17 protein-coding genes are annotated in these 22,549 nt (G+C 68.8%); 11 read left to right on the top strand and 6 right to left on the bottom strand.

Features of this window, described 5'->3' with window-relative positions:
• Positions 1-200: 200 nt before the first annotated feature.
• On the bottom strand, positions 201-3,086 hold the full coding sequence (locus tag VGR06_RS36500) for an ATP-binding protein (protein ID WP_327563781.1): 2,886 nt from the start codon (positions 3,084-3,086) through the stop codon (positions 201-203).
• Between the two features lie 595 nt (positions 3,087-3,681).
• On the opposite strand from VGR06_RS36500, the gene VGR06_RS36495 reads away from it, so the two are divergent.
• Both VGR06_RS36495 and VGR06_RS36490 read left to right on the top strand, forming a co-directional pair.
• Positions 3,682-4,833 carry a hypothetical protein gene (locus VGR06_RS36495; protein WP_327563780.1) on the top strand — a complete coding sequence of 384 codons (1,152 nt, stop codon included), beginning with the start codon at positions 3,682-3,684 and terminating at the stop codon, positions 4,831-4,833.
• Between the two features lie 137 nt (positions 4,834-4,970).
• Positions 4,971-5,303 carry a hypothetical protein gene (locus VGR06_RS36490; RefSeq protein ID WP_327563779.1) on the top strand — a complete coding sequence of 111 codons (333 nt, stop codon included), beginning with the start codon at positions 4,971-4,973 and terminating at the stop codon, positions 5,301-5,303.
• Here VGR06_RS36490 and VGR06_RS36485 read toward each other — a convergent pair.
• From VGR06_RS36485 to VGR06_RS36470, 4 genes are all read right to left on the bottom strand, one after another.
• Positions 5,295-7,418, bottom strand: a complete 2,124-nt coding sequence (locus tag VGR06_RS36485) for a tetratricopeptide repeat protein (RefSeq protein WP_327563778.1) — start codon at positions 7,416-7,418, stop codon at positions 5,295-5,297. The genes VGR06_RS36490 and VGR06_RS36485 overlap by 9 nt on opposite strands.
• 163 nt (positions 7,419-7,581) lie before the next feature.
• On the bottom strand, positions 7,582-8,319 hold the full coding sequence (locus tag VGR06_RS36480) for an ABC transporter permease (protein WP_327563777.1): 738 nt from the start codon (positions 8,317-8,319) through the stop codon (positions 7,582-7,584).
• A complete protein-coding gene (locus VGR06_RS36475; protein ID WP_327563776.1) occupies positions 8,319-9,263 on the bottom strand; it encodes an ABC transporter ATP-binding protein in 945 nt (314 codons plus the stop codon). Before VGR06_RS36475 ends, VGR06_RS36480 begins: the two co-directional genes overlap by 1 nt.
• Before the next feature lie 270 nt (positions 9,264-9,533).
• On the bottom strand, positions 9,534-9,740 hold the full coding sequence (locus VGR06_RS36470) for a hypothetical protein (protein WP_327563775.1): 207 nt from the start codon (positions 9,738-9,740) through the stop codon (positions 9,534-9,536).
• A gap of 85 nt (positions 9,741-9,825) precedes the next feature.
• On the opposite strand from VGR06_RS36470, the gene VGR06_RS36465 reads away from it, so the two are divergent.
• From VGR06_RS36465 to VGR06_RS36430, 8 genes are all read left to right on the top strand, one after another.
• Positions 9,826-10,374, top strand: coding sequence for a VOC family protein (locus VGR06_RS36465; RefSeq protein ID WP_327563774.1), 549 nt, complete (start codon positions 9,826-9,828; stop codon positions 10,372-10,374).
• A 16-nt stretch (positions 10,375-10,390) separates the two neighbouring features.
• Positions 10,391-11,317: a SagB/ThcOx family dehydrogenase gene (locus VGR06_RS36460; RefSeq protein WP_327563773.1), complete on the top strand. Its 927-nt coding sequence runs from the start codon at positions 10,391-10,393 to the stop codon at positions 11,315-11,317.
• On the top strand, positions 11,314-12,537 hold the full coding sequence (locus tag VGR06_RS36455) for a coproporphyrinogen-III oxidase family protein (RefSeq protein WP_327563772.1): 1,224 nt from the start codon (positions 11,314-11,316) through the stop codon (positions 12,535-12,537). Before VGR06_RS36460 ends, VGR06_RS36455 begins: the two co-directional genes overlap by 4 nt.
• Positions 12,538-12,584: 47 nt before the next feature.
• Entirely contained in the window at positions 12,585-13,601 is a 1,017-nt protein-coding gene (locus tag VGR06_RS36450; protein ID WP_327563771.1) for a TOMM precursor leader peptide-binding protein, read from the top strand.
• Positions 13,594-14,946, top strand: a complete 1,353-nt coding sequence (locus tag VGR06_RS36445) for a YcaO-like family protein (RefSeq protein ID WP_327563770.1) — start codon at positions 13,594-13,596, stop codon at positions 14,944-14,946. The genes VGR06_RS36450 and VGR06_RS36445 overlap by 8 nt, the downstream gene beginning before the upstream one ends.
• Positions 14,924-15,769, top strand: coding sequence for a CPBP family intramembrane glutamic endopeptidase (locus VGR06_RS36440; RefSeq protein WP_327563769.1), 846 nt, complete (start codon positions 14,924-14,926; stop codon positions 15,767-15,769). Before VGR06_RS36445 ends, VGR06_RS36440 begins: the two co-directional genes overlap by 23 nt.
• A gap of 355 nt (positions 15,770-16,124) precedes the next feature.
• Entirely contained in the window at positions 16,125-16,904 is a 780-nt protein-coding gene (locus VGR06_RS36435; protein ID WP_327563768.1) for a type II CAAX prenyl endopeptidase Rce1 family protein, read from the top strand.
• Positions 16,905-16,914: 10 nt separating this feature from the next.
• Positions 16,915-17,988, top strand: a complete 1,074-nt coding sequence (locus VGR06_RS36430; RefSeq protein WP_327563767.1) for an LLM class flavin-dependent oxidoreductase — start codon at positions 16,915-16,917, stop codon at positions 17,986-17,988.
• Here VGR06_RS36430 and VGR06_RS36425 read toward each other — a convergent pair.
• Positions 17,985-20,714 carry a choice-of-anchor D domain-containing protein gene (locus VGR06_RS36425; protein WP_327563766.1) on the bottom strand — a complete coding sequence of 910 codons (2,730 nt, stop codon included), beginning with the start codon at positions 20,712-20,714 and terminating at the stop codon, positions 17,985-17,987. The two genes, VGR06_RS36430 and VGR06_RS36425, sit on opposite strands and share 4 nt — an antisense overlap.
• 183 nt (positions 20,715-20,897) lie before the next feature.
• On the opposite strand from VGR06_RS36425, the gene VGR06_RS36420 reads away from it, so the two are divergent.
• Entirely contained in the window at positions 20,898-22,190 is a 1,293-nt protein-coding gene (locus VGR06_RS36420) for a hypothetical protein (RefSeq protein ID WP_327563765.1), read from the top strand.
• Positions 22,191-22,549 lie beyond the last annotated feature (359 nt).

The following is a 22,549-nucleotide window of genomic DNA, read 5'->3' as shown; positions in this document are numbered from 1 at the left end:
CCGGTGGGACAGCGCATAGTGGCACAGGTTGCGAGACCGGTTCAACGTTGACACGCAGTCATCAGTGATAGTGTCAATGTCCCCGGGCTTGCCTCCACGCCGACATCTTGCCACGGCGGCTAGACCGACTGGCACGCAGGTGAGGACCCACTGACGTCCCCTGTCCGGAGCCTTCGGCTCACCCTACTGGACCAATCACGTCAGGGGGACGTGTCCTCGGACCCTGGCCTGGTGGCATCGCTCGCCGGATCAGGTGATGGCGAAGCCGGGCGCGCGGCGGGCAGGTCGATACCGCCGTTGGGAGTTTTCTCGATCTTGGCGCGAAGCAGGGCGGCGCGGGCCGTATTTCCGGTACGGTCGTACAAATCCGCCGCATGCCGCCAAACGGAGACCGCGTCCGAAACGCTGCCGTTCGCAAATCGGACGGTTCCCAGGACCTCGCGTGAACGGGCTTCGGCGGAAGCGTTATTGGTGCGCTCGCAGATGTCAATCGCGTGGATCGCATACCCGGCGGCCGCAGCGAGGTTGCCATATTCCCTGGTGACCTCGGCGAGAATTGTGCAGGCGTGCACGGTGCAGGCGAGGTCCGGGATGGCCTCGGCGAGTTTCAGGGCCTCCTCGGCGTGTGCCAGGGCGGCGCGGTGGTCTCCTCGGTCGAGATAAATGGAACCGATGGTGGCCATGCTCGTCGCCTGCGCCGTCTGCTCGCCGATGCGCTGCGCAAACCACTGTGCCTGAAAAAGGTGTACCAGTGCCTGGTCATGCTGGTCGAGGCTGCGCAGGGCCTCGCCGACCCGGCAATGGGTCCAGCATTGGCCGGTCTGGTCGTCGATGCGCCGGGCGACGTCCAGAGATCGCCGGTACATGTCGACCGCTCCGGTGGGATTGCCACGAAGCATTTCCAGACGGCCGAGGTGATGCAGGGTTGTCGCCTGGGCCTGCTCGTTCCGGTCCTCCACGGCGAGCCGGAGCCCGGTGTCAAAGCACTCCTGGGCATGGACGTGGTCGCCGAGCGTCACGTACACCATGCCCAGTCCTTCGAGGGACGACGTCTCGCCATCGCGGTGCCCGGCCGCCCGCGCCGAGGAAACGGCGACCTTGCGCACCGCGACGCTGTCTTCGAAGTAGCCGTGCCGGTCGAAGAAGGATGTCAGATTGTCGGTCAGCCGCCAGGCGTACTCATGATGCCCCCGGGCACCGGCGAAGGACACCGCGGCGGTCAGGTTGGTCCGCTCCTCGTTGAAGAATGACTTTGCTTCGGCGATGCCGGTGAAAATGACCGGCTCGACACCCTCCTCGACCGGGAACTCCGTCGGGTTGATGCGATAGGGGTACAGAACGCGATTGGCTGCGGTGGCCGAGCGGAGGTAGAACGTCAGTATTCGCCGTTCCGCAGTCGCCCGGGATTCGGGGGTTTCGTCGAGTGCGGCGTAGTGGGCGGCGAGTTCGCGGAGGATGTCGTGGAAGCGGTAGCGGTCGAGGATCAGGGGGCGTTCGAGGAGGTGGGCGCCGGCCAGGACGCCGAAGCTGCGTTTGGTTTCGGCGGGGGTGCGGCCGTCGCAGGCGATGGCGACGTCGACGCCGATTTCGGGGCCGGTATGCAGGCTGAGGAGGCGGAAGAGGCGTTGTTCGGGTTTGTCGAGGCGTCGGTAGGACCAGCCGAGGACGGAGTCCGCCGCGGCCGAGCCGTCGCCGTCCTCGCCGAGGCGAGCGATCAGTTGCCGGCGGTCCAGGTGCCGGGCGAACCCGGTGAGCTCGGTGGGTGCCGAGGTGGCGATGTGGTCGGCGAGGACGTTGATCAGTAGCGGTAGACCGCCGCACAGTTGTACCAGCCGGGCCAGATCGTGGTGTTTGACCTGGCGGTGCTCGCCGAGACGGGCTTGCAGGAGGTCGGTGGCCTCGGCCGGAGCCATGGGTTCCACCCGCACCCGGCGCGCCCCGGTCGTCGCGCTCAGGGTGGTGAGTCGCTGTCTGGACGTGACCAGAATCAGGCAGCTGGGCAGCAGTGCGATCAGGTCCCTCACCTGGGCCGTGCCGCGTGCGTTGTCGAGCACCAGCAGCGTGCGCCGGTTCGCGAGCAGGCGGCTCAGCAGCAGTTCCCGCGAGCGCGGGTCGAGGCTGCGATCCGGCGGATGGCCCAACGCGATGAGCATGTCATCGACCACTTTGGACGGCTGAACCGGGGCGCTGTCGGCGAAACCGTTGAGGTTGAAGAAGAAATCGCCGTCCGGGAAGCGGTGGCGGGCCAGGTGACCCCAATGGACCGCAAGAGCGGTCTTGCCGACGCCGGCCATACCGTCGAGGATCACGACTCCGCCGGCGGGCTCGCCGGGAGGTTTTGTCGTCGCCGTGTCCAGGGCCCGGAGCAGATCGGTTCGGCCGACAAAATCGGCGATGTCATGGAGCAGCTGGCGTGGCCGGGTGGTCGGCTCGACCCGCGGGGCGGAATGCGTTTCACCGGCCCTGAACCGGAGATTTTCGTGGTACCGGCGTAGGTGATCCGCCGCCTGCTCGTCGCCATCCGCGAGCAGGCGGCGCCGGATGCTGAAATAGTAGGCGTCGGCTTCCGACGAACGGGCCAGACCGCGCAGGGCCGACATGCGGAGTTTGGCCAGGCTGAGATCGTGCGCGTGGTCGGCCTGCAGGTCGTTGAGCCGGGTGAGGGCCTCGTTGAACTCGCCGGCGGCGAGCATTGCCTCGAGCAGAACGGTGTTTGCCGGGATCCATTCATCGTGGACGAGGTGGGTACGCCAGGCTTGGGCCCGCTCGCTGGACAGGTCGTCGACCGGGCGCCCGCGCCATAACCGGACCGCCTCCGTGGCGAGCACGATCGTCTGGGGGACTCGCCCGCGCCGCAGTTCGGACCGGGCGTCGGACATGAGGCTCCGGAAGCGATGCAGGTCAACCTCGGTCGGGTCCATCTCGAGCCGGTAGCTGCCGTCCTCGCCGACCAGGACGACCGGCACGCCCACCCGCTCCAGCGACCGGCGGATACGCGTGGCGTAGGTGTGGAAGGTGGGCACGGGATTTCGGGGCGGCGAGGTTTCTTCCGGCCACACCCATTCGATGAGCGTGCCGATCGGCATGGGCCGGCCCGGCCGGATCAGCAAGGTAGCCAGAACCGCACGTTCCCGGGGTGCTCCCCAGCCCTCCTCGATCCTGCCGTCAATGCGTAACGCCGTTCGCCCCAGGATGCCAAACGCGGTGTCCACCAGCAGCTCCCCTGGCCGGACAGAAGAGGACCTTCCGAGTGTCCGGCACGAGGTCTTGATCAAACCGTGACCTATGACTTACCGAGACCACCTTGTAACCTGCGGTAGCGCATTTGGAGTAGCCGACTGGCCGTTGTCCAGCCCGCCGAAAGCGCATTGAAAGTCCGGTCCGACAAATGGCCAGGATATGGCCCGATCGCTCGACGCGGATCGTTTCCAGCCCTGATCACTGGAATAACTGAGCGAAAGTCGAGTGATTCCACGGGGTTGTCGCGTCATGACAGAGAGTCCACTTCGTCTAGTCGAGGTGGACTGTCATGAGCGCAGACCGGTTCCCGTCCAGTCATCGGCGGCATGCTGGACCGGTCGGGGAGGTGGTGTGATGCTGGGTTTGTCGTGGGTGAACGGGCCGGTCGGGATGGGCGCCGCGGACCGGGTGTTGCGGCTGGGGGCTCGAACGGTGCTGGTCGTGGTGCCGTTCGTCGTCGCCGGAACTCGGTTGATGGATGTGCTTCCGTTGCTGGAGGCGGACCATCGGGTGCAGGTGGTGTTCACGGTGGCACCGGCGCCGGGCGGCGCGATGTGCCACGGTGTGGAAGAGTTCCTGCGATCGTACGGTGCACTGGTGTTGCCGTGGCATCAGGCGTTGCAGTACGAGTTCGACCTCGTGTTGGCGGCGAGCCCGGTCGGCGTGGATCAACTCCATGGCAGGGTGATGTTGATTCCGCATGGTTCCGGCGCGGTCCGGACGTTGCTGCGGGCGCGCAGTGCCGGGCCCGACGCGGAGCCTACCCACAACCTGGATCGCGCGACGCTGATGTGCCGGGGCAGGTTGGTGGTGTCGGCGTTGGTGCTGAGCCATGATGACGAGCTTGCGGTCCTGCGTACATCGTGCCCGCAAGCGCTTCCGGCGGCGGTCGTGGCGGGAGACATCTGTTACGACCGCATCGTCGCGAGCGTCCCGTTTCGGGCCCAGTACCGGCGTGCGCTGAGCGTGGGGGAAACGCAGAAGCTGGTGACGGTCGCCTCGACCTGGCAGCCGGAGTCCACCCTCGGCCGGCATCCGGAGTTGCTGGACCGGCTGCTGAACGCGTTGCCCGCCAAGGAATACCGGGTGGCGGCGATCCTGCATCCCAACATCTGGAACGTGCACGGCGAATGGCAGGTGCGGGCCTGGCTGGCCGACTCCCTGCGGGCCGGGCTGCTGCTCATGCCGCCGGAGGAAGGGTGGCGTGCCGCCCTCGTCGCCTCGGACCTGCTCATAGGAGACCACGGGTCGGTTACCCGCTACGGTGCGGCGATCGGTGTGCCGGTTGCGCTCGCCGCCTGTCCCGAGCGGGAAATCCGGTCCGGCTCGGTGGCCGACGCCCTGCGCAGGTGCGCGCCGCGGTTGCGGCCCGACAAACCGATGGCCGGCCAGATCCGCGCAATGGCTTCTGTGCATGACTGTTCGTGGCAGGATTCGATCCCGCAACGGATCACGTCCCGTCCTGGGGAGGCTGGTCTCATTCTTCGCCGGACGATGTATCGCCTGCTCAACCTTGACGAGCCGGTCCGAGCATTGCCCGTTTCTCCGGTGCCACTACCGAGGCCGATCACAGGTTCCGGTGAGCCGCGATGAGCGACCTGCCGTGCCAGCACCGAATTCTGCGTGAGCTGAACGGGTGCCCGTCGGTTACCGGCGGGACGCTGGCCAGATGCGTTCAGCACAGCGAAGCTACGGCCGGTGGCGCCGTGTGGGTGTGGAGTACGCAACCCATGCCGCTCATCCAATGTCCTTGTGCGGTCGCCGATCGGTTCCTCGTCGCCACCGAACCGGCGACCGGGTGGTGGCAGCAGAGCGCGGACGTCGTGCTCGGCCGCCGCCAGGAAACAGTGCACGAGGCGCTGAACGTCGCCGAGCGGCTTGCCGGTCTGCCTGGTCGCCCGCTCGTCGGGGTGCTCGCGGGCCGGGACGGCACTGTGTTCTGCACGCACGCGGACCGCGTCCTGGTGACGGCTGACGCGTTGTGTGCGGTGTGTCTCTATCCCTGGCTTGCTGGTGGCCACCGCCTGCCCGACCTCCTGGCTGCCCGGTACCGGTCACGATGAGCCGGACAGCCGGGCCTCGACGCGGTCGAGCAGTCCCTGCGCCCGGGCCACATGCGGTAGACCGAGGTCCCGGAAGAGGTTCCGGGCCTGGGTGAGGCGGTCCCGCGCGGTGGTGAGATCGTCGAGGCGCTCCGCGGCTTCACCCCAGATCATCAGGACGTGCGCGCGGTACTGGTTCGACCCGGACTCGCGCAGCGTCGCCCACGCCTCCGTGGCCAGGTCGAGGGCCTCGGCGGCGCGACCGGCCCGGGTCAGCGCGTCGGCGAGCCAGACCGTGGTGTTGGCCTCGACGTGGGCGTCGGGCAGCGCCGCGGCCTGCTGCCGGGCAAGGCTGAGCTCGTCGACGGCTTCGTCGATCCGGCCGGCCGCACCCAATGCCTGCCCGAGCCGGCGGCGGCCGAGCGACTCGTTGCGGAGCAGGCCGGCACGACTGTCGAGGGTGACCGCTCTTCGCAGCACGTCGATCGCCTCGTCGTAACGTCCGCAGGCCCGGTTCGCCATGCCGATCAGGTTCAGTGCTTCGGACTCCATGCGGGACTGCCCGGCGGTCTGGGCGGCGGCCAGCGCGGCGTCACCCTGGCGGACGGCATCTTCGGCCCGGCCCAGGTTGTGATAAGCAAATCCCAGATGGTGGTGCATCCGGGACCTCGCCGCATGATTGCCGCTGCGGCCGGCGGCCTTGCTGCCGAGCTGGTAGGCGAGTATCCAGTCGGGAAAATGCTTGCGATAAAGAAAGAGCGACCACATCGCCTCGCTCAGCTGCCATACCAGCTTGTCGAAATGGTGATCGACGGCAGCCCGCAGTGCCGCCATCAGATTCGGCAGCTCCGATTCCAGGCCGTTCAGCGCCGCCGCCACGCCCGTGCCGTCCGCGCCTGCCGGGCCTTCCCGCCGCGGGCAGGGCGGACCCAGCCGCCACCCCAGCGGGCTGACCACACATTCCGCCAGCACGGCGGAAGACAGGTAGTGCTCGACGATGCGTTGAACGACCCCGGTTCGAGTTTCCGGCGGGTCCTTGTCCTCGGCGCGCTGCCGGGCGTGCAGCCGGATCAAATCGTGGAAGTAGTAACGCTCGGTCTCGGTCACGTGCAGCAGGCTCGCGTCCACCAGGGTTTCCAGCAGTTCGGAGGCGTCCTCATCGGGGGTCTCCAACGCCGCCGCGGCGGCGCCGACGCGGAAGTCGGGGCCTGGATGCAGCCCCAGCCACCGGTAGGCGCGCGACACGACGTCCGAGAGTCCCTCGTAGGAGAGGTCGAACACGCCGTGCACCGAAATCTCCTCTTCGACCGACAGCGCGGACAGCCGCCGCTGCTCGTCGGCCAGGTCGCGGACCACCCGGGCGACCGGCCAGCGTGGCCGGGTCGCCAGCCGCGCCCCGGCGATCGACAGCGCGATGGGCAGCCCGCCACAGAGCTCGACCAGTCTTTCGACGTCGTCCAGCTCCCCCGAAACGCGCGAGTCGCCCAGGGTGCGCGTGAGCATCTCGGTTCCGGCCCGAACGCCGAGTGGCACCAGCTCCATGAACTTCGCGCCGTCCATGACCAGACCACCCAAGCGCCATCGGGTCGCCACGACGACCAGGCTCAGCGGTGACGCTGGCAGCAAGGTCCGGACTTGTGCGGCGGACGCGGCGTTGTCCACCAGTACGGCGATCCGCCGGTCCGCCGTGACCGACCGAAAGAGCGCGGCGGCCTCGCCGAGGTCGGCCGGAACGCGTTCCCCCGCCATTCCCAGCGCGCGCAGAAAGCGGCCGAGCACGGAACTCAACAATGGACCGGAGGTGCTTTCCAAGCCCAGGTCCACGTACAACTGGCCGTCGGGGTACTGATCCGCCGCGCCGTGCAACCAGCGCAGCGCCAGAGCGCTCTTGCCCACTCCGCCCGGGCCGTGTATGACCGCCAGCGCCGGCCCGCTCCGCTCCGGCTCACCGCCGGCGATCCGGTCCAGCTCCGCCAACTCGGCCCGGCGGTCGGTGAAATAGGGCGGCGCGGGTCTCAATTGCCGCGGTATGGCCGGCGTCGCGGGTGGGTGCCCATGGTGGACATGCACGCCGCCGTGAATGGCACCAGCCTGCACACTCGCCCCGGTCACCCCGCCGGCGACTGCGTTGCTCACCTCCTTCCCAGCCGCACCCGGCGTTGGGGCCTCCGCATCAGGGCTGGTCACCGCACGCCGCTCCCACCTCGAATACGTATCGGTAATGTTGACATTACGCCACGTATGCCGGCTGTGACAGCAGGCAATCGGGTGCTCTAGCGCGCCTTGGGACAATTCCGGGTCAGACCCGAACCAGCACCGCCGGACGGGAGCGGCTGAGCACCAGTGTGGTGAGGGCGGCGGTCCACACGGTGAGCACGAGTAGCGGTTTTATTGCGGAGCCGGTTCCATTGTTGATCGCGAATTCGGCGAGTTGGTAGACCGCGCGGGTGGGGAGGAAGTCGGCGATGTGGCGGAGTAGCTGCGGAAGGGAGTCGATGGGGAACCAGAGGCCGCCGAGCATGGCCAGGGGGAAGAAGACGGCGAGGGCGGCGAACTGGGCGGCTTCGCCGGTGGCGAGGAGGCCGATGGCGAGGCCGGTGGCGACGAAGGTGAGGCTGGCGAACCAGATGGTGGCTATGGCGGCGAGCCAGTGGGTTGGCGGAAGGGTGACGTTGTTGACGAGGGCGCCGAGGAGGAAGGTGACGAGGACGGCGGGGAGGGTGAGGAGCCAGGCGGTGATGGCCTTGGCTCCCAGGTAGCTCGGGCCGGAGAGGGGCGTGAGGAGGACCTGGCGGGTCCAGCCGTCGCCGCGTTCGGCGCCGAGGCGGATGCCACCACCGTTCAACGCGCCGAAGAAGGCGCCGGAGACGGACATGGCCAGCATGTAGTTGCGGGCGAACTCGGGACTGCTGGACAGCACGTCCCGGACGACGACGGTGAACATGAGGTAGAAGCCGGCGGCGAAGCCTACCGAGAAGACCAGGAAGTAGAAGCTGCGCACCAGGCACAGCGCGTCGACCCGGGCGTAGCGGAGCATTACGAGGCCTCCTTGCCGAGCAGCCCGACCACGGCGTCCTCGAGCGACGCGGACACCACGCTGAGGTCGTGTATCCCGTCGACGTTCTGGTACAGCGCGGGAAGCGTCAGGTCACTGTCCGAAGTGGTCAGTACGTAGCCGCCGCCGCGGGTGCCCACCTCGCGCACGCCGGGCAGCCGGGCCAGCCGGCCGGGGTCGATGGAATCCTTGGTGGAGAAGGAGATCCGGCTTCCGGTGGCGCTGGAGCGGACCTCCCGCACGGTTCCGTCGGCGACGAGGGAGCCGTCGCGCAGCACCACGACCCGGTCGGCGAACTGCTCGGCCTCCTCCAGGTAGTGCGTGGTGAACAGAACCGTCACGCCCGTGCTCGCCCGCTCGGTCAGCACCGTCCAGAACGAGCGCCGCGCCGCCACGTCGAGGGCCACCGTCGGCTCGTCGAGGAACAGCAGCGAAGGCTTGCCGGACAAGGCAAGCGCGAGCTTCAGCCGCTGCCGCTGCCCCCCGGACAGGGCCGTCACCGGCCGCCGGGCCAGGTCCGCGAGGCCGACCTCGGCCAGCACCTCGCCGGCCGAACGCCGCGCGCCGTACAACCCGGTGACCAGGCGGATCAGCTCGCCGACCCGGACGTCGCGCATCAGCCCGGTCTCCTGGAGCATCGCGCCGACCCCGCCGGCCGCCAGGGCCTCCCGCGGCGAGGAACCGAGCACGCCTACGGAGCCGGTGTCAGGTCGTAACAACCCCAGCATGACGTGGGTGAGCGTGGACTTCCCGGCTCCGTTCGGCCCGAGCAGGCACACCCGCTCCCCGAGCGCCACGTCCAGGGTGACCCCGCGCAGGGCTTCGACGTTGCCCCGCGGGTAGGTCACCCGGACGTCACGGACCCGCACCGCATAGTCCGGCGTTCCCATGTTGTTCGCCTCCGGCTCGACGACGGCTACCACCATCCCCCTGCGGCCGAGCCTGCGGGTGATTCGTCGAGCCGTCCTCGAGCCACGAGCGAGCCGCGCCCGCCGCGTGTTGGCATCTGGCGTCGCCATGTTGGCGCGTGGCGCTGTTGTGTTGGCCGGTCACGAGTTCGGCATCGCGCGACAAGCCAACACGCCTACGTGAGAGGCCAACACAGTGACGTGAGCAGCCAACACATCTGGGGTGGGGCGAGTTTCCCATCACTTCTTGAGCGGCGTTCGAGCCGGCGCTCCCAATCTTTGGGCGCTTCACAGATCCACTGGAGAAGTTCCGTTCAGGAGGTGAATCGCCATGAAGATCGAGAGTGTGGTCGTGGTTGAGCACCGCAGCTCGGCACTGCAGCCGGGTGTGGTGTCGGCGGCCGACAGCGCGGCCTTCGGGGTCGTGGTGCCGGGTGCGTCGACCTGCTGCGCGGGCTGCACGTCGTCCTCGTGCGGCGCGGTGGTCCGTCCCATCGCATGACGATATGGGTTACCGGGCGGGTGATCGCCGCCCGGTAACCCACACCTTCCCAGCATACCTCCAAAAAGTGGAGACACCGTGATCCCCAAGCCAGTCATCATCAACATTCCGGTCGACGACGTGGATGCCGGGATCGAGGTGTACGAGCAGTTTCTGGGTCTGAAGCTGGCCCGATCACTGTCCTACGACATCTCCTTCCACGCCCCGGTCTCGAGCGACGGAATCCTGCTCACCGTGAACAAGCGGCACTTTCCGGGTGAGGGCGTGACGGTCATGTTCGCCGTCGACGACCTCGACGAGGCGATGGAGACCTGGAAGACTGCCGGCGGCACCGTGGTCGCGGGTCCGTACGACCTGCCGCTGCCGAAGTCCATTCGCGCCGAGTTCCGTGACCAGTTCCGGGACAGCCCGTTCTACCGCGGCGAGGCCGGCGACTCGATGGGCCGCGGCGCGAGCCTGAACGACCCGGAGGGCAACCGGCTCGGCATCGTCGAGCTGAACGAGTGGGCGCACGCGACGTTCGCCCTGGGCCGGTACGCCAACCCGGTCACCGCCGACCAGCTCAAGGATCAGTCGATCGCGTTGAGCCGCAAGGTGCCCGCCGCCACCGAGCTCTTCAACCGCTGAGTGAGTGAGGACCGCCATGACTCAGGATTCGGGAATCGCCCAGATCAGCCTGGGCATCAACGCCTACCGGACGATTGCGCCGGCGAAGGCGGCGGTCGGGGTGCGCACCAACCAGCTTCGCTTCGACAACCTCGGCATCACCCCGACCGCGCCGGACACCTCCCGGGTGGCCGAGGACTTCCTGGTGGCCAGCCGGCTCCGCGCGCACGACCGCGAGGGCCAGTTGTCCACTTCGGACTACTTCGGCGACCTCATGGTGACCACGCTGGCCCAGGTGGACGACGACCCGGTGGCCGAGCACCAGCGGATCCCGCTGCCGGCCAGCGTTCCGGCCACGATGGAGCTCGGCGAGGCGCTGATGCGCCGGCGCAGCGTCCGCCGGTACAGCGGTGACCCGATCGCGGTCGCGGAGCTGGCCACGGTGCTGCGGCTGGCCGACGGGCTCACCGCGGAGGCCGACGTGGAGCTGCTGCGCGGCGGCCAGGAGACGTTCCGGTTCCGCACCGCGCCGAGCGGCGGCGGTCTGTTTCCGATCTCGCTTTACGTTGCGGCGCTGGACATCGCGGGCCTGCCGACCGGGCTCTACCGCTACCAGCCGGTGCGCGACCTGCTGGTCAAGGAGGGCGACCGGGGCGTGGTGGACCGGGTGCTGGACGCCTTCGACCACCCGGGCACCGCGATCGCGCTGGACACCGCCTCGGCGATCCTGCTGATGGTGGCGAGCCCGTGGCGCAGCATGCGCAAGTACGGCCCGCGCGGGCTGCGGTTCGTGCTGCACGAGACCGGCTGTATCGCGCAAAACGTGCACCTCGCGGCCACCTCGCTCGGCCTCGGCTCGTCCGACTGCGCGAGCTTCCTGGACGACACCGTGCACGCCGCGCTGGACATCGACGGCGTGCTGCGCGCCGCGGTCCACTCGGTGATCATGGGGCGGCCGGAATGAGTGCCCGCGATCTGCTGGTCTATGTGCACATCCCGTTCTGCCGTTCGAAATGCCACTTCTGCGACTGGGTGACCGAGGTGCCCACCTCGGAGCTCCTGCTGCGGGAGACCGAGCAGCCGCGGATGCGCTACGTCGACGCGCTCTGCCACGAGATCGTCGAGCGCGGCGGGGCGCTGCGGGACGCCGGATACAAACCGAACATCATGTACTGGGGCGGCGGCACGGCGAGCATCCTGACCGTGGACGAGATCGGCAGGATCGCGGACGCGCTGCACTCGGTGTTCGATCTGGACGGTCTGCTGGAGTCGACCATCGAGTGCAGCCCGGACTCGCTGGACGCGGAGAAGCTGGCCAGGTTCCGGGAAGTCGGGTTCTTCCGGCTGTCCAGCGGCGTGCAGTCCTTTCACGACGAACGGCTGCGGATTCTGGGCCGCAGCCACGACGTCGGCCAGGTGCACAAGGCGATCCGGCTGGCCGCCGAGGCCGGGTTCGAGGACGTCTCCATCGACCTCATCTGCGGCTTCCCGGGCCAGCCGCCCAGCGAGATCGAGGACGCGGTCCGGCAGGCGCTGGACCTGCCGATCACGCACGTCGCGCTCTACCCGTACCGGCCGGCACACGGCACGGTGATGCGCCGCCAGCTCGGCCGCGGCGGGCGCAGCATCGACCGGGACGAGCAGAAGCGCGGTTACGCGGTCGGCCGGGACATGTTGGTGGCGAACGGTTTCCCGGAGTACGCGATGAGCCACTTCGGGGTGCCGCAATGCCATTCCGACCTCGCCTACTTCCAGCTCCGCTCGGACTGGGTGGGGTTCGGTTCCGGCGCCACGTCCGTGCTCGACGGCCGCTACCTGTCGCACAGCCGCGGAAAGCTGCTGGAGTACAACCGGGATCCGCTGGCGTTCGAGGAGGACTATGAGCTGGCCTCGCCGGCCATCGCGCCGCGGATGCTGTACCAGTCCCTGACCACGTTCGAGGGCGCCAGCCGCACGCTCTGGGAGGAGCGCACCGGGACGGACCTCGACGCGGTCGTCGACCTTCGGGCGTGCCGGACCCTGCTGGAGTTCTTCGAGTCGGTCACGACCGTGGTGCGCGACGCTGACGGCCTGCGCCTGGTTCCGGACGAGGTCGCCGACGCGTTCATCGAGCTGCAGTACCTCAGTGCACCGAAACAGGGCCGTACCGACCTGTCCATGACCGCCGCGGCGCTCATGGGTTGACCCGTCCGGAAGGAGAGACGGTGTTTTCTCGACGAGGCAGTCGAACCGTGCGGATCAAGCCGACCTTCTCGGTGATCCCGCACGACGAGAACACGGTGGAGCTGCGGTCGGGGGTCTGGAACCCGCAGTCGTACACGCTGGTCGACCACAGCGGCGCCGGCCGGCTGGCCGCGCTGGTGCGTGGGCTCGACGGCAGCAAGGAGCGCGGCGAGCTGGCCAAGGAGGTCGGCGTCACGCGCACCGAGCTGGAGGCGCTGATCGACCACCTGGACCAGCTTTCCGTGCTGGAGAACGGGCCGTCCACGGCGCTCGACGCGTTCCTCGAGCGCACCGTCGGCGGGCGGGTGGAGACCCCGGCCATCGACACGGTGCGGGTGCTCGGGGACGGCTCGAGCGTGGCTGCGGTCACCCAACTCCTTGGCGCGCATGAGGAACTCAAGGTGATCGGGCCGGCCGACCACAGCGAGCAGCTGGCGCTGATCGACAACTGCAGGCTCGAGGTGCTCGAGGACGGCCTGGCGTTCGAGCGGTTCGTGGAGAACTTCGAGGACTGGCGCGGGTGTTTCCTCGTGCACGTGTCCGACTCGGTGCACCCGCTGCGGCTGGCGGTGCTGAACCGGCTCGCGCTCGCCCTTGGCACGCAATGGATCCAGGCCGCCACGGACGGGCCGCTGCTGCTGATCGGGCCGACCTTCATCCCGAACAGCACGGCCTGCTTCACCTGCTTCGAGACCCGCGTGGTGATGAACCTGCGCGAGGCGGCGAGCTACCAGAAGTACAAGGAAGCGCTGTCCCGGGCCGGCGGGCTGAACTCGGTGCAGGGCGCGGGAACCGGCGGCGTGCTCGCCTCGCTGCTGGCCGGCCACACCGCGCTGGAGGCGCTGAACATGGCGGTCACCGGCGCGACCAGCACCGTGGGCAAGGTGCTCGGGATCTACCTGCCGTCCATGGAGATGGTCTACTCCGAGGTGCTGCGGCTGCCCGGATGTCCTTCCTGCGGCACGGTTCCCGAGCGGGACGGCACCGAGCTGTACTTCGACGTGCGGCGGTGGATCGATGCCTGAACTGCGCACCGAGTCGGGCCTGCGGCTGGTCGAACCACCCGACGCGCAGACCGCGCGGTTGCGCGCCCGGATGCACTCGCCGCTGTGCGGGCTGATGCCGCAGCTCGGTTTCCTGACCCGGCCCCGCTACGCGCCGCGACTGCTGGTCTCCGGCGGCGATCTGACCGGGGTGCACGTGCTGCGCGACCAGACGAAGCCGAAGCTGGGCAGCTACCACATCGGCGGCTACGGCATCCGCCCGTTCGAGTCGCACATCCGCACGCTCGGCGAGGTGGTCGAGCGCTACGCCGCCTACGTCGCGGCGGTCAGCGGCTCGTTCCCGGTGCGCTACGCCACCGAGGCCGAGCTGGCCGGCGAGCCGCACTTCCCGGTCAGCCGGCACGTGCTGTACTCGGAGCGGCAACTGTCCAAGAAGGACTTCCCGTTCCGGGCGCCGCGGCCGGAGGACCGGTTGGGGTGGAGCCGGTTCATCGACATCGGGTCCGGAGTGGACACCTGGATCCCGTCGCAGCTCACCACGGTCGGGTACGTGGTGCGCGATGTCGAGGGCGAGCCGTGGATCCAGCCGGCGGTGACCACCGGGACGGCGGCGCACACCGACCATGACAAGGCGGCGCTCGGCGCGCTGCAGGAGATGGTGCAGATCGACGCCGCCATCGGGCACTGGTACGGCGCGACCCGTTCGGTGCGGCTGCGGCCCGGTGCCCGGAACGCCGCGCTGATGCGGCTGATCGACCGGCACACCCACCCGGCCGGTGGCAAGCCCGAGTTCCACCTGCTGCCCAGCCCCGACCTGCCCGGGTTCACCATCGCCTGCCTGATCCGTGAGCCCGGCGGCCAGATCCCGGTCGTGGTGGTCGGCCTCGGCATCGACGGCGCCCTGGAACGGGCCATGTACAAGGCGTTTCTCGAAGCGGTCGGGGTGCGCGCGCTGGCCACCTGGACCGCGGTGCAGGAAAGCGTCGACAAGTCCGATGTGGACCGTGAGGCGATCTTCGACCTGGAGAGCAACGTGGTGCTGGCCGCGTCACCAGAAGGGTCCAAAGTGGTCGACGAGCGGTTCGCGGACAGCGACGAGACGAGCGTGGACGACCTGCCGCCGGACTTCACCGGCTCGCCTGCGGAGGCGGTGCGGACGTACATCAGGGCATTCCTGGACACCGGGAAACGGCTCTACGCCGGCGACATGACCACCACCGACGCGGCCGCGCTCGGCTTCGTGGTGCCCCGGTTCTGGTGCCCGGACCTGCTGACGCTCCCGCTGCCCAGCGCGCCGACGGCGGCGCACCCGCGGTTCGCCGCCCACGGAGGCTTCCGCCGCTATGACCCTCACCCGTTCCCCTGAACCCCTTGTCACGCTGGCCGCCGACACCAGCGCGCTGCTGATCGCCACGGTGGCGGTGGTGGGCCTCGCCGGGCTCACCATCGCCGCGCACCTGCACACGCGCTGGGCGGGACTGCGCCGGTTGCCGTTGCTCGGGTTGCATCTGGTGATCTCGATGATCACCGTACTCGGAGCCGTTGTGCCGCTGGGCATCCTGGTGCTGGCACCGGCGTGGGGGAGCGGTTTCTGGGGCGTGGCCGGCGGTGTGCTGCTCGGCCCGGCGGTCGGGTACGCGGTGATCCGGCTGGACCGGGCGATCACCGGCTGGTGGGGTCGCGGGTACGGGCATGCGGTGCGGGACAACCGGTCGGTGGCGCTCCGGTCCGGGCACGCCCGGCCGGCGGGGGTCGCGGCCGGTTCGACCGGAGGCCAGGCGCGGCGCACCGGGCTCACCGAGGCGCGCAACGACTTCGCGCCCACCTCGGCGGACCTCCAGGTGCGGCTGCCGCTGCTGCTCGGGGTGGCCGCGGCCGAGGAGGTCGTGCACCGCGGGGTGCTGCTGGCATTGGCTCTGCGGGTGCCTTCTCCGGTGCTGGCCGGGTTCGCGGTGCTCGGCGTGCAGCTGGTTTTCGCGCTGTCGCACGTGTTCTTCGGCTGGGGGCAGGTGCTGTCCAAGCTGCCGCTGGCGGCGCTGTGTACGGTGGCGGTGCTGGTCACCGGGACCGTAGTGCCGGCCGTGATCGGTCACCTGATCTTCAACGCCTGGGTGTGGCGCTACCACCGGGCCGCGCCCAAGGTCACCAACCGGCGGTCGGCCTCGTCTGCCTGGGGGGTGCGGCGATGAGCGGGGTGGTTGCGTGGCGTTGCGGGCTGCCGGTTGGCTTGGTGGGTCGGCGTGCACTGAATGCCTCGTTCACTGCGTCCAGTGCACTGAATGAGGCATTCACTGCACCCGGTCCCTCCAGAAGAGCCGCACCCATCGCTGATCTTGATCGTTGCTGGGTGCGCGCTCGCCCCTGGCCCGGAAACCGGCGCCCTGCAGACCAAAGGCGCCACCCCTGCTCTCGTCCCAAGCCATCTTTAGAGCTCCGCACCCACTCCGCCGCAAGTCGCCAACGCCACTTGGCTACCCCGGCGTGTCTCGCGACCCCGCCGCCGAGCGGCCGCAACGGCACCGACCGAACCTGTGAGGTGCTGCCGTGAGCACCGTTTTGCGCGTTCTCGTTCTGGTACTGGTGGTCATCGGCTACTACTGGCTGGGCAAGACGGCGCTCTTCCGCGGGGCGCGCTGGCTTGCCGCGCACACGAAGGTCGGTGCGGCGCGCTGGGACACCGGGCAGCGGGCGGACGTGCTGGAGCTGGCCGTGGCCGGGGCGAGTCACGTCGTGCTGGTGACGATCCTGTTGACGGTCAGCGGGATCGGCCCGTCGATCCTGTTCACCGGCGTTAACCGGCCGGAGCTGCTGCTGCTCGGCGCGCTGCTGGGGATCGGGCAGATGGCGCTGGGTTCGTTGCTGTGCCGGGGGATCATCGAGGCCACGCTGGCGAGTCAGAAGAAGCCGGTGGCTGCCGGGCGGGTACGCACTCGGGACGAGGAGGACCAGGGCGCGTCGCTGCGGTCCTGGCTCGGGCGCTCGCGCGGCGGGTGGATTCGGCACCACCTCACCACGTTGAAGGTGGTGCCGCTGCCCGCGGCGATCGCGCTGACCGGCATCCAGGTGGCCTCGGAGGAGGTGGTGTTCCGCGGCGTGGCCATCACCTGGCTGCGGGACGCGGGCCCGGTCGTCGCGCTCACCACATCCATCGTGCTGTTCGTGGTGATGCAGGCGTTCTTCATGTCCTCCTGGCAGGCTGCGATGTTCCCGCTGATCGGCGGCGTGGTCATGGGCGTGGTGCACGGGCTGGTGTTCTGGGCGGTGCCGGACCTGGCGCCGCTGATCGTGGCGCACGTGGTGTTCTTCTTCTTCGCGGTGCTGTAGGAGGCTGATCATGCAACACGGGCTGTCGTTCCTGCCCGACGCCGAGCACGACACGCTGCCGGCCCCGGAGTACTTCCGGATGCTGCTGGACCTGTCCAAGCTCGCCGACGAGGCCGGCCTCTCCCACGTGAAGATCACCGAGCACTACCTCAAGGCGTACGGCGGCTACTGCCCCAACCCGTTGGGATTCCTGGCCTCCGTGGCGTCGATGACCAGCCGGGTGCGGCTGATGACCGGCTGCCTGCTGCCGGTGTTCCACCACCCCATCCAGCTCGCCTCCGAAGCCGCGATGGTGGACGCGATCAGCAACGGCCGCCTCGACATCGGCTTCGCCCGCGCCTACCTGCCGTACGAGTTCGAGGCGTTCGAGGTGCCGATGGACGGCAGCCGCGAGCGGTTCATCGACACGGTGAACACCGTCCGTCGCCTGTGGACGGAGTCCAACGTCACCGTCGACACGCCGCACTTCCGGTTCACCGACGCCACCATCCTGCCGCGCCCGGTGCAGCGCCCGCACCCGCCGACCTGGATCGCCGCGGTCCGCTCCCGCACCAGCTTCGCCTGGGCCGGGGAGAACGGCCACGGTCTGCTCGTCACCCCGGCGCTGACCCCGCTCGAGGAGGTCGCCGACTACATCGCCGTCTACCGCGAAAGCTTCGAGCCCTTCACCCCCGGCGACCGCCCCCGGGTTCTCGCCAGCCTCCCGCTGTTCGTCGCCCCCACCGACCGCGAGGCCCAACGAATCGCGGATCCCTTGCTGGCGCACTACCTCGACGTGTGGGCCGCCTCCACCGACGCCTGGACGTCCGCGACGTCGACCGACTACCGCGGCTACACCGGCATGAGCCGGGCCATCCGCGCCATGACCCCGGAAAGCTTCCGCACCATCGGCAGCGCCATCGTCGGCAGCCCCGGCCACGTCGCCGACCGCATCCAGAGCATCGCCGAAGTCCTCGACATCGACGGCTTCCTCTGGCAGGTCGACTTCGGCGCCGTCGACGCCGCCACCGCCCGGGCCAGCGTCGAACGCTTCTGCGCCGACGTGCTGCCCGCCCTGGACGGTGGCGTCGCCCAAGCCTCCTAGCCGCGCACCACGAAGTCCGCCGGACTCACCGTCGGGAACACGATCAGCAACGGCGCGTTCGCCGTGATCGTCGGGAACCCGTCCACAGTGGCCACCGCCGATCTGGTCTCCGGCTTCGACTTCTTGAAGATCAGCAGCTGCACGCTGAAGTTCCCGTTCGCATCGGCCGTCGCCGTGGTGTTGTCCACCGCGTTCGGGAACGTCACGAACACCTTCTTGTTCGGCGGGAACCCCTTCCCGATCGCCGTCACCACCCGCCCGGGCTGCGTGACGGCGGGACTGAACTCCAGCGTCGGCGCCCCGGTAAGCCCGTGCAAGCCGACCAGATTCACGCCACCGGGGCCATTGTGGGTGAACTGCAACGTCGCCGCCCGATCCCCGGGCGCCTGCGGCGTGTACCGCACCGACACGGTGCAGGACCCGCTCGGCTGTACGGCGTTCCCGGCACAGGTGTTGCCGACGATCGCGAAGTCCCCGGGCGTTGACCCGACCACGGACACATTCGACACCTGCAATGGCGTCTCACCGGTGTTGCTCACCGTGATCGTCGAGTTCGGACTCGGTGACAGCAGCAGCCGCTGACCGAACTCCACCGGGCTCGGCTCCGCCTTGAACTCCGCCTGCCGCGGCACCGGTTTCTCCGTCCCGGAACCCACCAGCCGCACGGTGAACGGCGTGCGGCTCCCGCGCACCCGCAACGACAGTTGCCCGGTTCGGTTCCCGGCCAGCTGCGGCGCGAACTCAACCGTTACAGCACAGGTCCCGGTTTGGTGCAAAGGTGTGCCGGGCACGCAGGTGTTCCCGAGTACCGTGAAGTCCGCGGCATTGGTCCCGCCCAGGGTGACCGCGTCGACCACCAGCGGCCCGTTCCCGACTTCCTGGAAGGTCACAGTCCTGGTGATGCTCGTGCCCAACTGCACCGGCCCGAAGTCCAGCGCGCCCGCCGTCAGTGTCGGCTCGAGCGTCCGCACGAAAACGTCGAAGGTGTTCTCGTCATCGCCGGCAACGAGGTCGCCAGCGTCCGAGTGGTAGCCGATCCGCGAGCCGTCCGCCGACAGCGACGGGAAGTCGCTGTTGCCCCGTCCCGCGCAGGACCCGCCCGACGGGAGTGCGTTGGTGCAGTTCGTGGACCGGCCGGGGGAGGTGAGCGTGCCGGGCAGCCGCGGGCTCTCCGCAAGCAACCGTGCTTGGTCCACAATCAGGTCCCGCACGACCACCTGGCAGAACGTGCGCGTTGCACCCTCGCGCTGCCCCGGCAACGACGCGGCGAAACTCAGCATCGGGCGGTGGGCGAGATCGCCTCGCGGCTGGTGGATGCAGTTGAAGGCGTCAGCACCCGATGCCGGCTGGTCGACGCCGTCGTGGGTGAGCAACGCGTCGGTGGTGAACGCCAGATATCTGCCGTCCGCGGACAAGGCCGGCAGCTGGCCGTTCACCAGCTCACTCTTGTTGTTTCTGGACGCGATCTCCGAGTGGGTCACCCGGTTCTTTGGGTTATATTCAACGTTGACCACATACACGTTGGGCTGGTCGAACCTCGAGGTGTTGCCGCTGTCGTTGAACAACTCGCCCTCGAACGCGATCACCGTGCCGTTGCCGTTGACCGCCGGACGCTTGACCATCTCACCGAGCGTGGTGCTGATCGTTTTGCCGCCGGCGTCGAGGTCGACCCGGACGGTGTCCCCGTTACCCGGGTTGTACGAGACGATCTCGTGCCAGCGGTGGGTGCAGTCGCAGACGTTCGGGTTCTCCTCGACATCCGCCCGCATCACGATGTGATTGCCGTCTCCGGAGATCGCCGGATCGAACAGCGCCGTCACCCGGTTGAAGGTCCCGACGTTCGGGGTGACCTCTTGGACCTGGCTGCGCTGCCGGCGGCCCTGGTTCTGGCCTGGAACGAGCGGCAGCGGCTCGGTCTTGATCGTGTCTACGTCGTGGAACGAGCATTCGGAGCAGTCCGAGACGAACCTGTGATCGTGCCACACGATTCGGCTGGCATCGGCGGAGAGCTTCGGCTTCGAGACCCACCCGAAACCGTCCTGGTTCGCCGGGGGCGGGTCGTCGACCCGGAAGCAGCTGTAGTCGCGCAGGACGTTGTTGTCGGAGTTCGTCCGGTTCTCGTCGAAGATTCGGTCGCCGTCCGGGTCGCGGTCGCACACGATCACGCCCGGGTGCGACCGGGTCACGCTTCCCCAGATGTTGGATGCGTACGTCACGAACGCCACGAACCGGCCGTCCGCCGAAATCGACGGGTCGAAGCTGTCGCCGTTCGGTGGTTCCTCATGCTCGGTGTCCTGCTGGGCGTTCGCCCGGGCACCGTTCAGGTCGAGCAGGTGGTTCCCGGCGAGCCCGATCACCGCTGGTTCGTGGATTCCCCGGCTGATCATCATCGTCCGGTTGCGCACCAGGTCACGCACGAAGATCTGGTAGTACGGCGAGCTTGAGCCGGTGCCCACGTCGAGGGACGGGTCGAGCTTCTTGTTGCTGTTGAACGCGATGGAGTTGCCGTCCGCGGAAATCATGGGGACGTCCCCGCCGTGCGGTGAGTCGGCGTTGTTCTGGCCGTCCTGGACAGAGGCTCGCAGCGTCGAGCCAGGGGCGACCGCGGCGCCGGCGGGGGGTGCGACGGCGGCCGAGCTCACCAGTAACGCGAGGGTCGTTGCGGCGACCATCGACGTGGACGCGGCAACGACGACCGGGCGGCGGGGGAAAGCTGATTTGGGCACGGCACGACCTCCAGGCGTGGTTCACCGCGAGGAACACTAGGGGGACGCCGGGGGAGCGCGGTCGTTGCCACGGGGTGGCGGAGTGGACGGCGTGTGTCGCCCTATAGGGCAGGTATGGTTGCCCGGGCATGCTCCCTGTCGAAAGCTGTCCACAATGGGTCGCGCTATGCACACTTCCGTGCCATGGGAGCCACCACGTCGCTGGCGAGTAGGCAGCTGTCCGTTACCCCTGGCGGGTCGGTCGACGCCACCGTCCAGGTGCGAAACAACGGAACGCTCGTCGACCAGTTCACCGTGGACCTCGTCGGCGATGCCAAAGACTGGACCGAGATTGAGCCTCGCATCATCAACTTGATGCCTGGCCAGGAGGGCGCCGTCCGGGTCAAGTTCGCGCCGCCACGGGCTTCGACCGTGCCGGCTGGCTTCGTGCCCTTCGGGGTGCGGGTCATGTCCCGCGAGGAGCCACAGGGCTCTGTCGTCGAGGAAGGTTCGGTCCAGGTCGAACCCTTCACCGACCTCCAGGTCGAGCTGTCCCCCAAGTCGTCGCGGTGCCGTACCAAGGCCCGCCACGAGGTCGTGGTCGACAACTCCGGCAACTTCCCCATCCCCGTCGAGCTGGTCGCCAACGACCCCGACGACGCGCTGAAGCTGGGGCTCGACTACACCACCCTGACCGTCCAACCAGGAACCTCAGCGTTCCTCAAGTTGACGGCCAAACCCCACGACCGATTCCTCAAGGGCGCGGAACGCCGCCACCCCTTCCAGGTCACCGCCCTCGCCGGCGACGTCCCGCCCACCACCGTCCAGGGCACCGTCGTCCAGCAGCAGCTGTTCCCGAAGTGGCTGCTCCCCGCCCTGATCGCCCTGATCGCCCTCGCCGTCGTCGCGGTCACCCTGTGGTTCACCGTGGTGAAGCCGACCATCACCTCCTCCGCCCGCGAGACGGCCAAGACCGAAGTCGCCGCCCAGCAAGCCGCCCTCCAGCAGAAAGTTGACCAGGCCGAGCAAAAGGCCAGCGCCGCCGAACAGAAAGCGTCCGCCGCTGAGGCCAAGGCCGGTGGCGGCGCAGCGGCCACTCCCGCCCCGCCGGCCATCACCGGCTCCAACGGCGTCGACGTCTCCAAAGGCACCGCCTTCGACACCCGCATCGCCGTCGTAGCCAACCCGGGCCAGACCAAGACGGAGGGCAACGCCGACCCGGCGATCCCAGGCGACAAGACACTCGTCATCACGGACCTGCTCCTGCAGAACCCGCACGGCGACACCGGCTCCATCCAGATCCTCCGCGGTGGCAAGGTTCTCTACGAATTCGGACTCAACAACTTCCGCGACTACGACTACCACTCGATCGCACCGTTGACGTTCGTGCCAGGCGCGCCCGGCAAACTGGAGGTCAAGGTCGTCTGCCAGACTCCTGGCGCCCCCGAAACCCAGTGCAAGCCGAGCGTGACGTTCTCCGGAAAGATCGCTGGCTGAGGGTCTAAGAACGAAAGCGCGGACCGCCCCAGAGTGTTGGGGCGGTCCGTAGCCACGTCTGGGTGCGCAATTTGGGGTTGCTGGGTCTGCAGTTCGGGGTGTTGGGGGTGGCCGCGGCGCGCATTGTGCGGGGTCGCTTCTCCGGTCTCAAGGGTGCCTTCGGCGTCGGTTTCGCCGGTCGCCGCGCTGGTGTGGTTGGGGTGTGCTGTGGGGGGTGGGTTGGCGCGGCGATCGTTGACTCCGGAGCTTCTGCGACCCGTGGGGCGGCGCTAAGGCGCGGGCAGGGCGGTCGTCCTGCCCCTGTCCGCGCGCGCGGCGGCAGCCGGGGAGGAGGTGCGCAGGTCCGGCGGGTTTTTCGG

Origin of the sequence: Actinophytocola sp. (genome assembly GCF_036002505.1) — a bacterium.
Taxonomy (GTDB): domain Bacteria; phylum Actinomycetota; class Actinomycetes; order Mycobacteriales; family Pseudonocardiaceae; genus DASYTH01.
Note: the sequence above shows the minus strand (reverse complement) of the source record. Positions and strands in the feature narration are given on the sequence as shown.

What these genes read in the sequence shown, in the direction of transcription:
- VGR06_RS36500 (WP_327563781.1), bottom strand. Translation starts at nt 3,086, where the DNA reads ATGCCGATCGGCACGCTCATCGAATGGGTGTGGCCGGAAGAAACCTCG.
- VGR06_RS36490 (WP_327563779.1), top strand. Translation starts at nt 4,971, where the DNA reads ATGCCGCTCATCCAATGTCCTTGTGCGGTCGCCGATCGGTTCCTCGTC.
- VGR06_RS36480 (WP_327563777.1), bottom strand. Translation starts at nt 8,319, where the DNA reads ATGCTCCGCTACGCCCGGGTCGACGCGCTGTGCCTGGTGCGCAGCTTC.
- VGR06_RS36475 (WP_327563776.1), bottom strand. Translation starts at nt 9,263, where the DNA reads ATGGTGGTAGCCGTCGTCGAGCCGGAGGCGAACAACATGGGAACGCCG.
- VGR06_RS36470 (WP_327563775.1), bottom strand. Translation starts at nt 9,740, where the DNA reads ATGGGACGGACCACCGCGCCGCACGAGGACGACGTGCAGCCCGCGCAG.
- VGR06_RS36460 (WP_327563773.1), top strand. Translation starts at nt 10,391, where the DNA reads ATGACTCAGGATTCGGGAATCGCCCAGATCAGCCTGGGCATCAACGCC.
- VGR06_RS36455 (WP_327563772.1), top strand. Translation starts at nt 11,314, where the DNA reads ATGAGTGCCCGCGATCTGCTGGTCTATGTGCACATCCCGTTCTGCCGT.
- VGR06_RS36445 (WP_327563770.1), top strand. Translation starts at nt 13,594, where the DNA reads ATGCCTGAACTGCGCACCGAGTCGGGCCTGCGGCTGGTCGAACCACCC.
- VGR06_RS36440 (WP_327563769.1), top strand. Translation starts at nt 14,924, where the DNA reads ATGACCCTCACCCGTTCCCCTGAACCCCTTGTCACGCTGGCCGCCGAC.
- VGR06_RS36430 (WP_327563767.1), top strand. Translation starts at nt 16,915, where the DNA reads ATGCAACACGGGCTGTCGTTCCTGCCCGACGCCGAGCACGACACGCTG.
- VGR06_RS36420 (WP_327563765.1), top strand. Translation starts at nt 20,898, where the DNA reads ATGGGAGCCACCACGTCGCTGGCGAGTAGGCAGCTGTCCGTTACCCCT.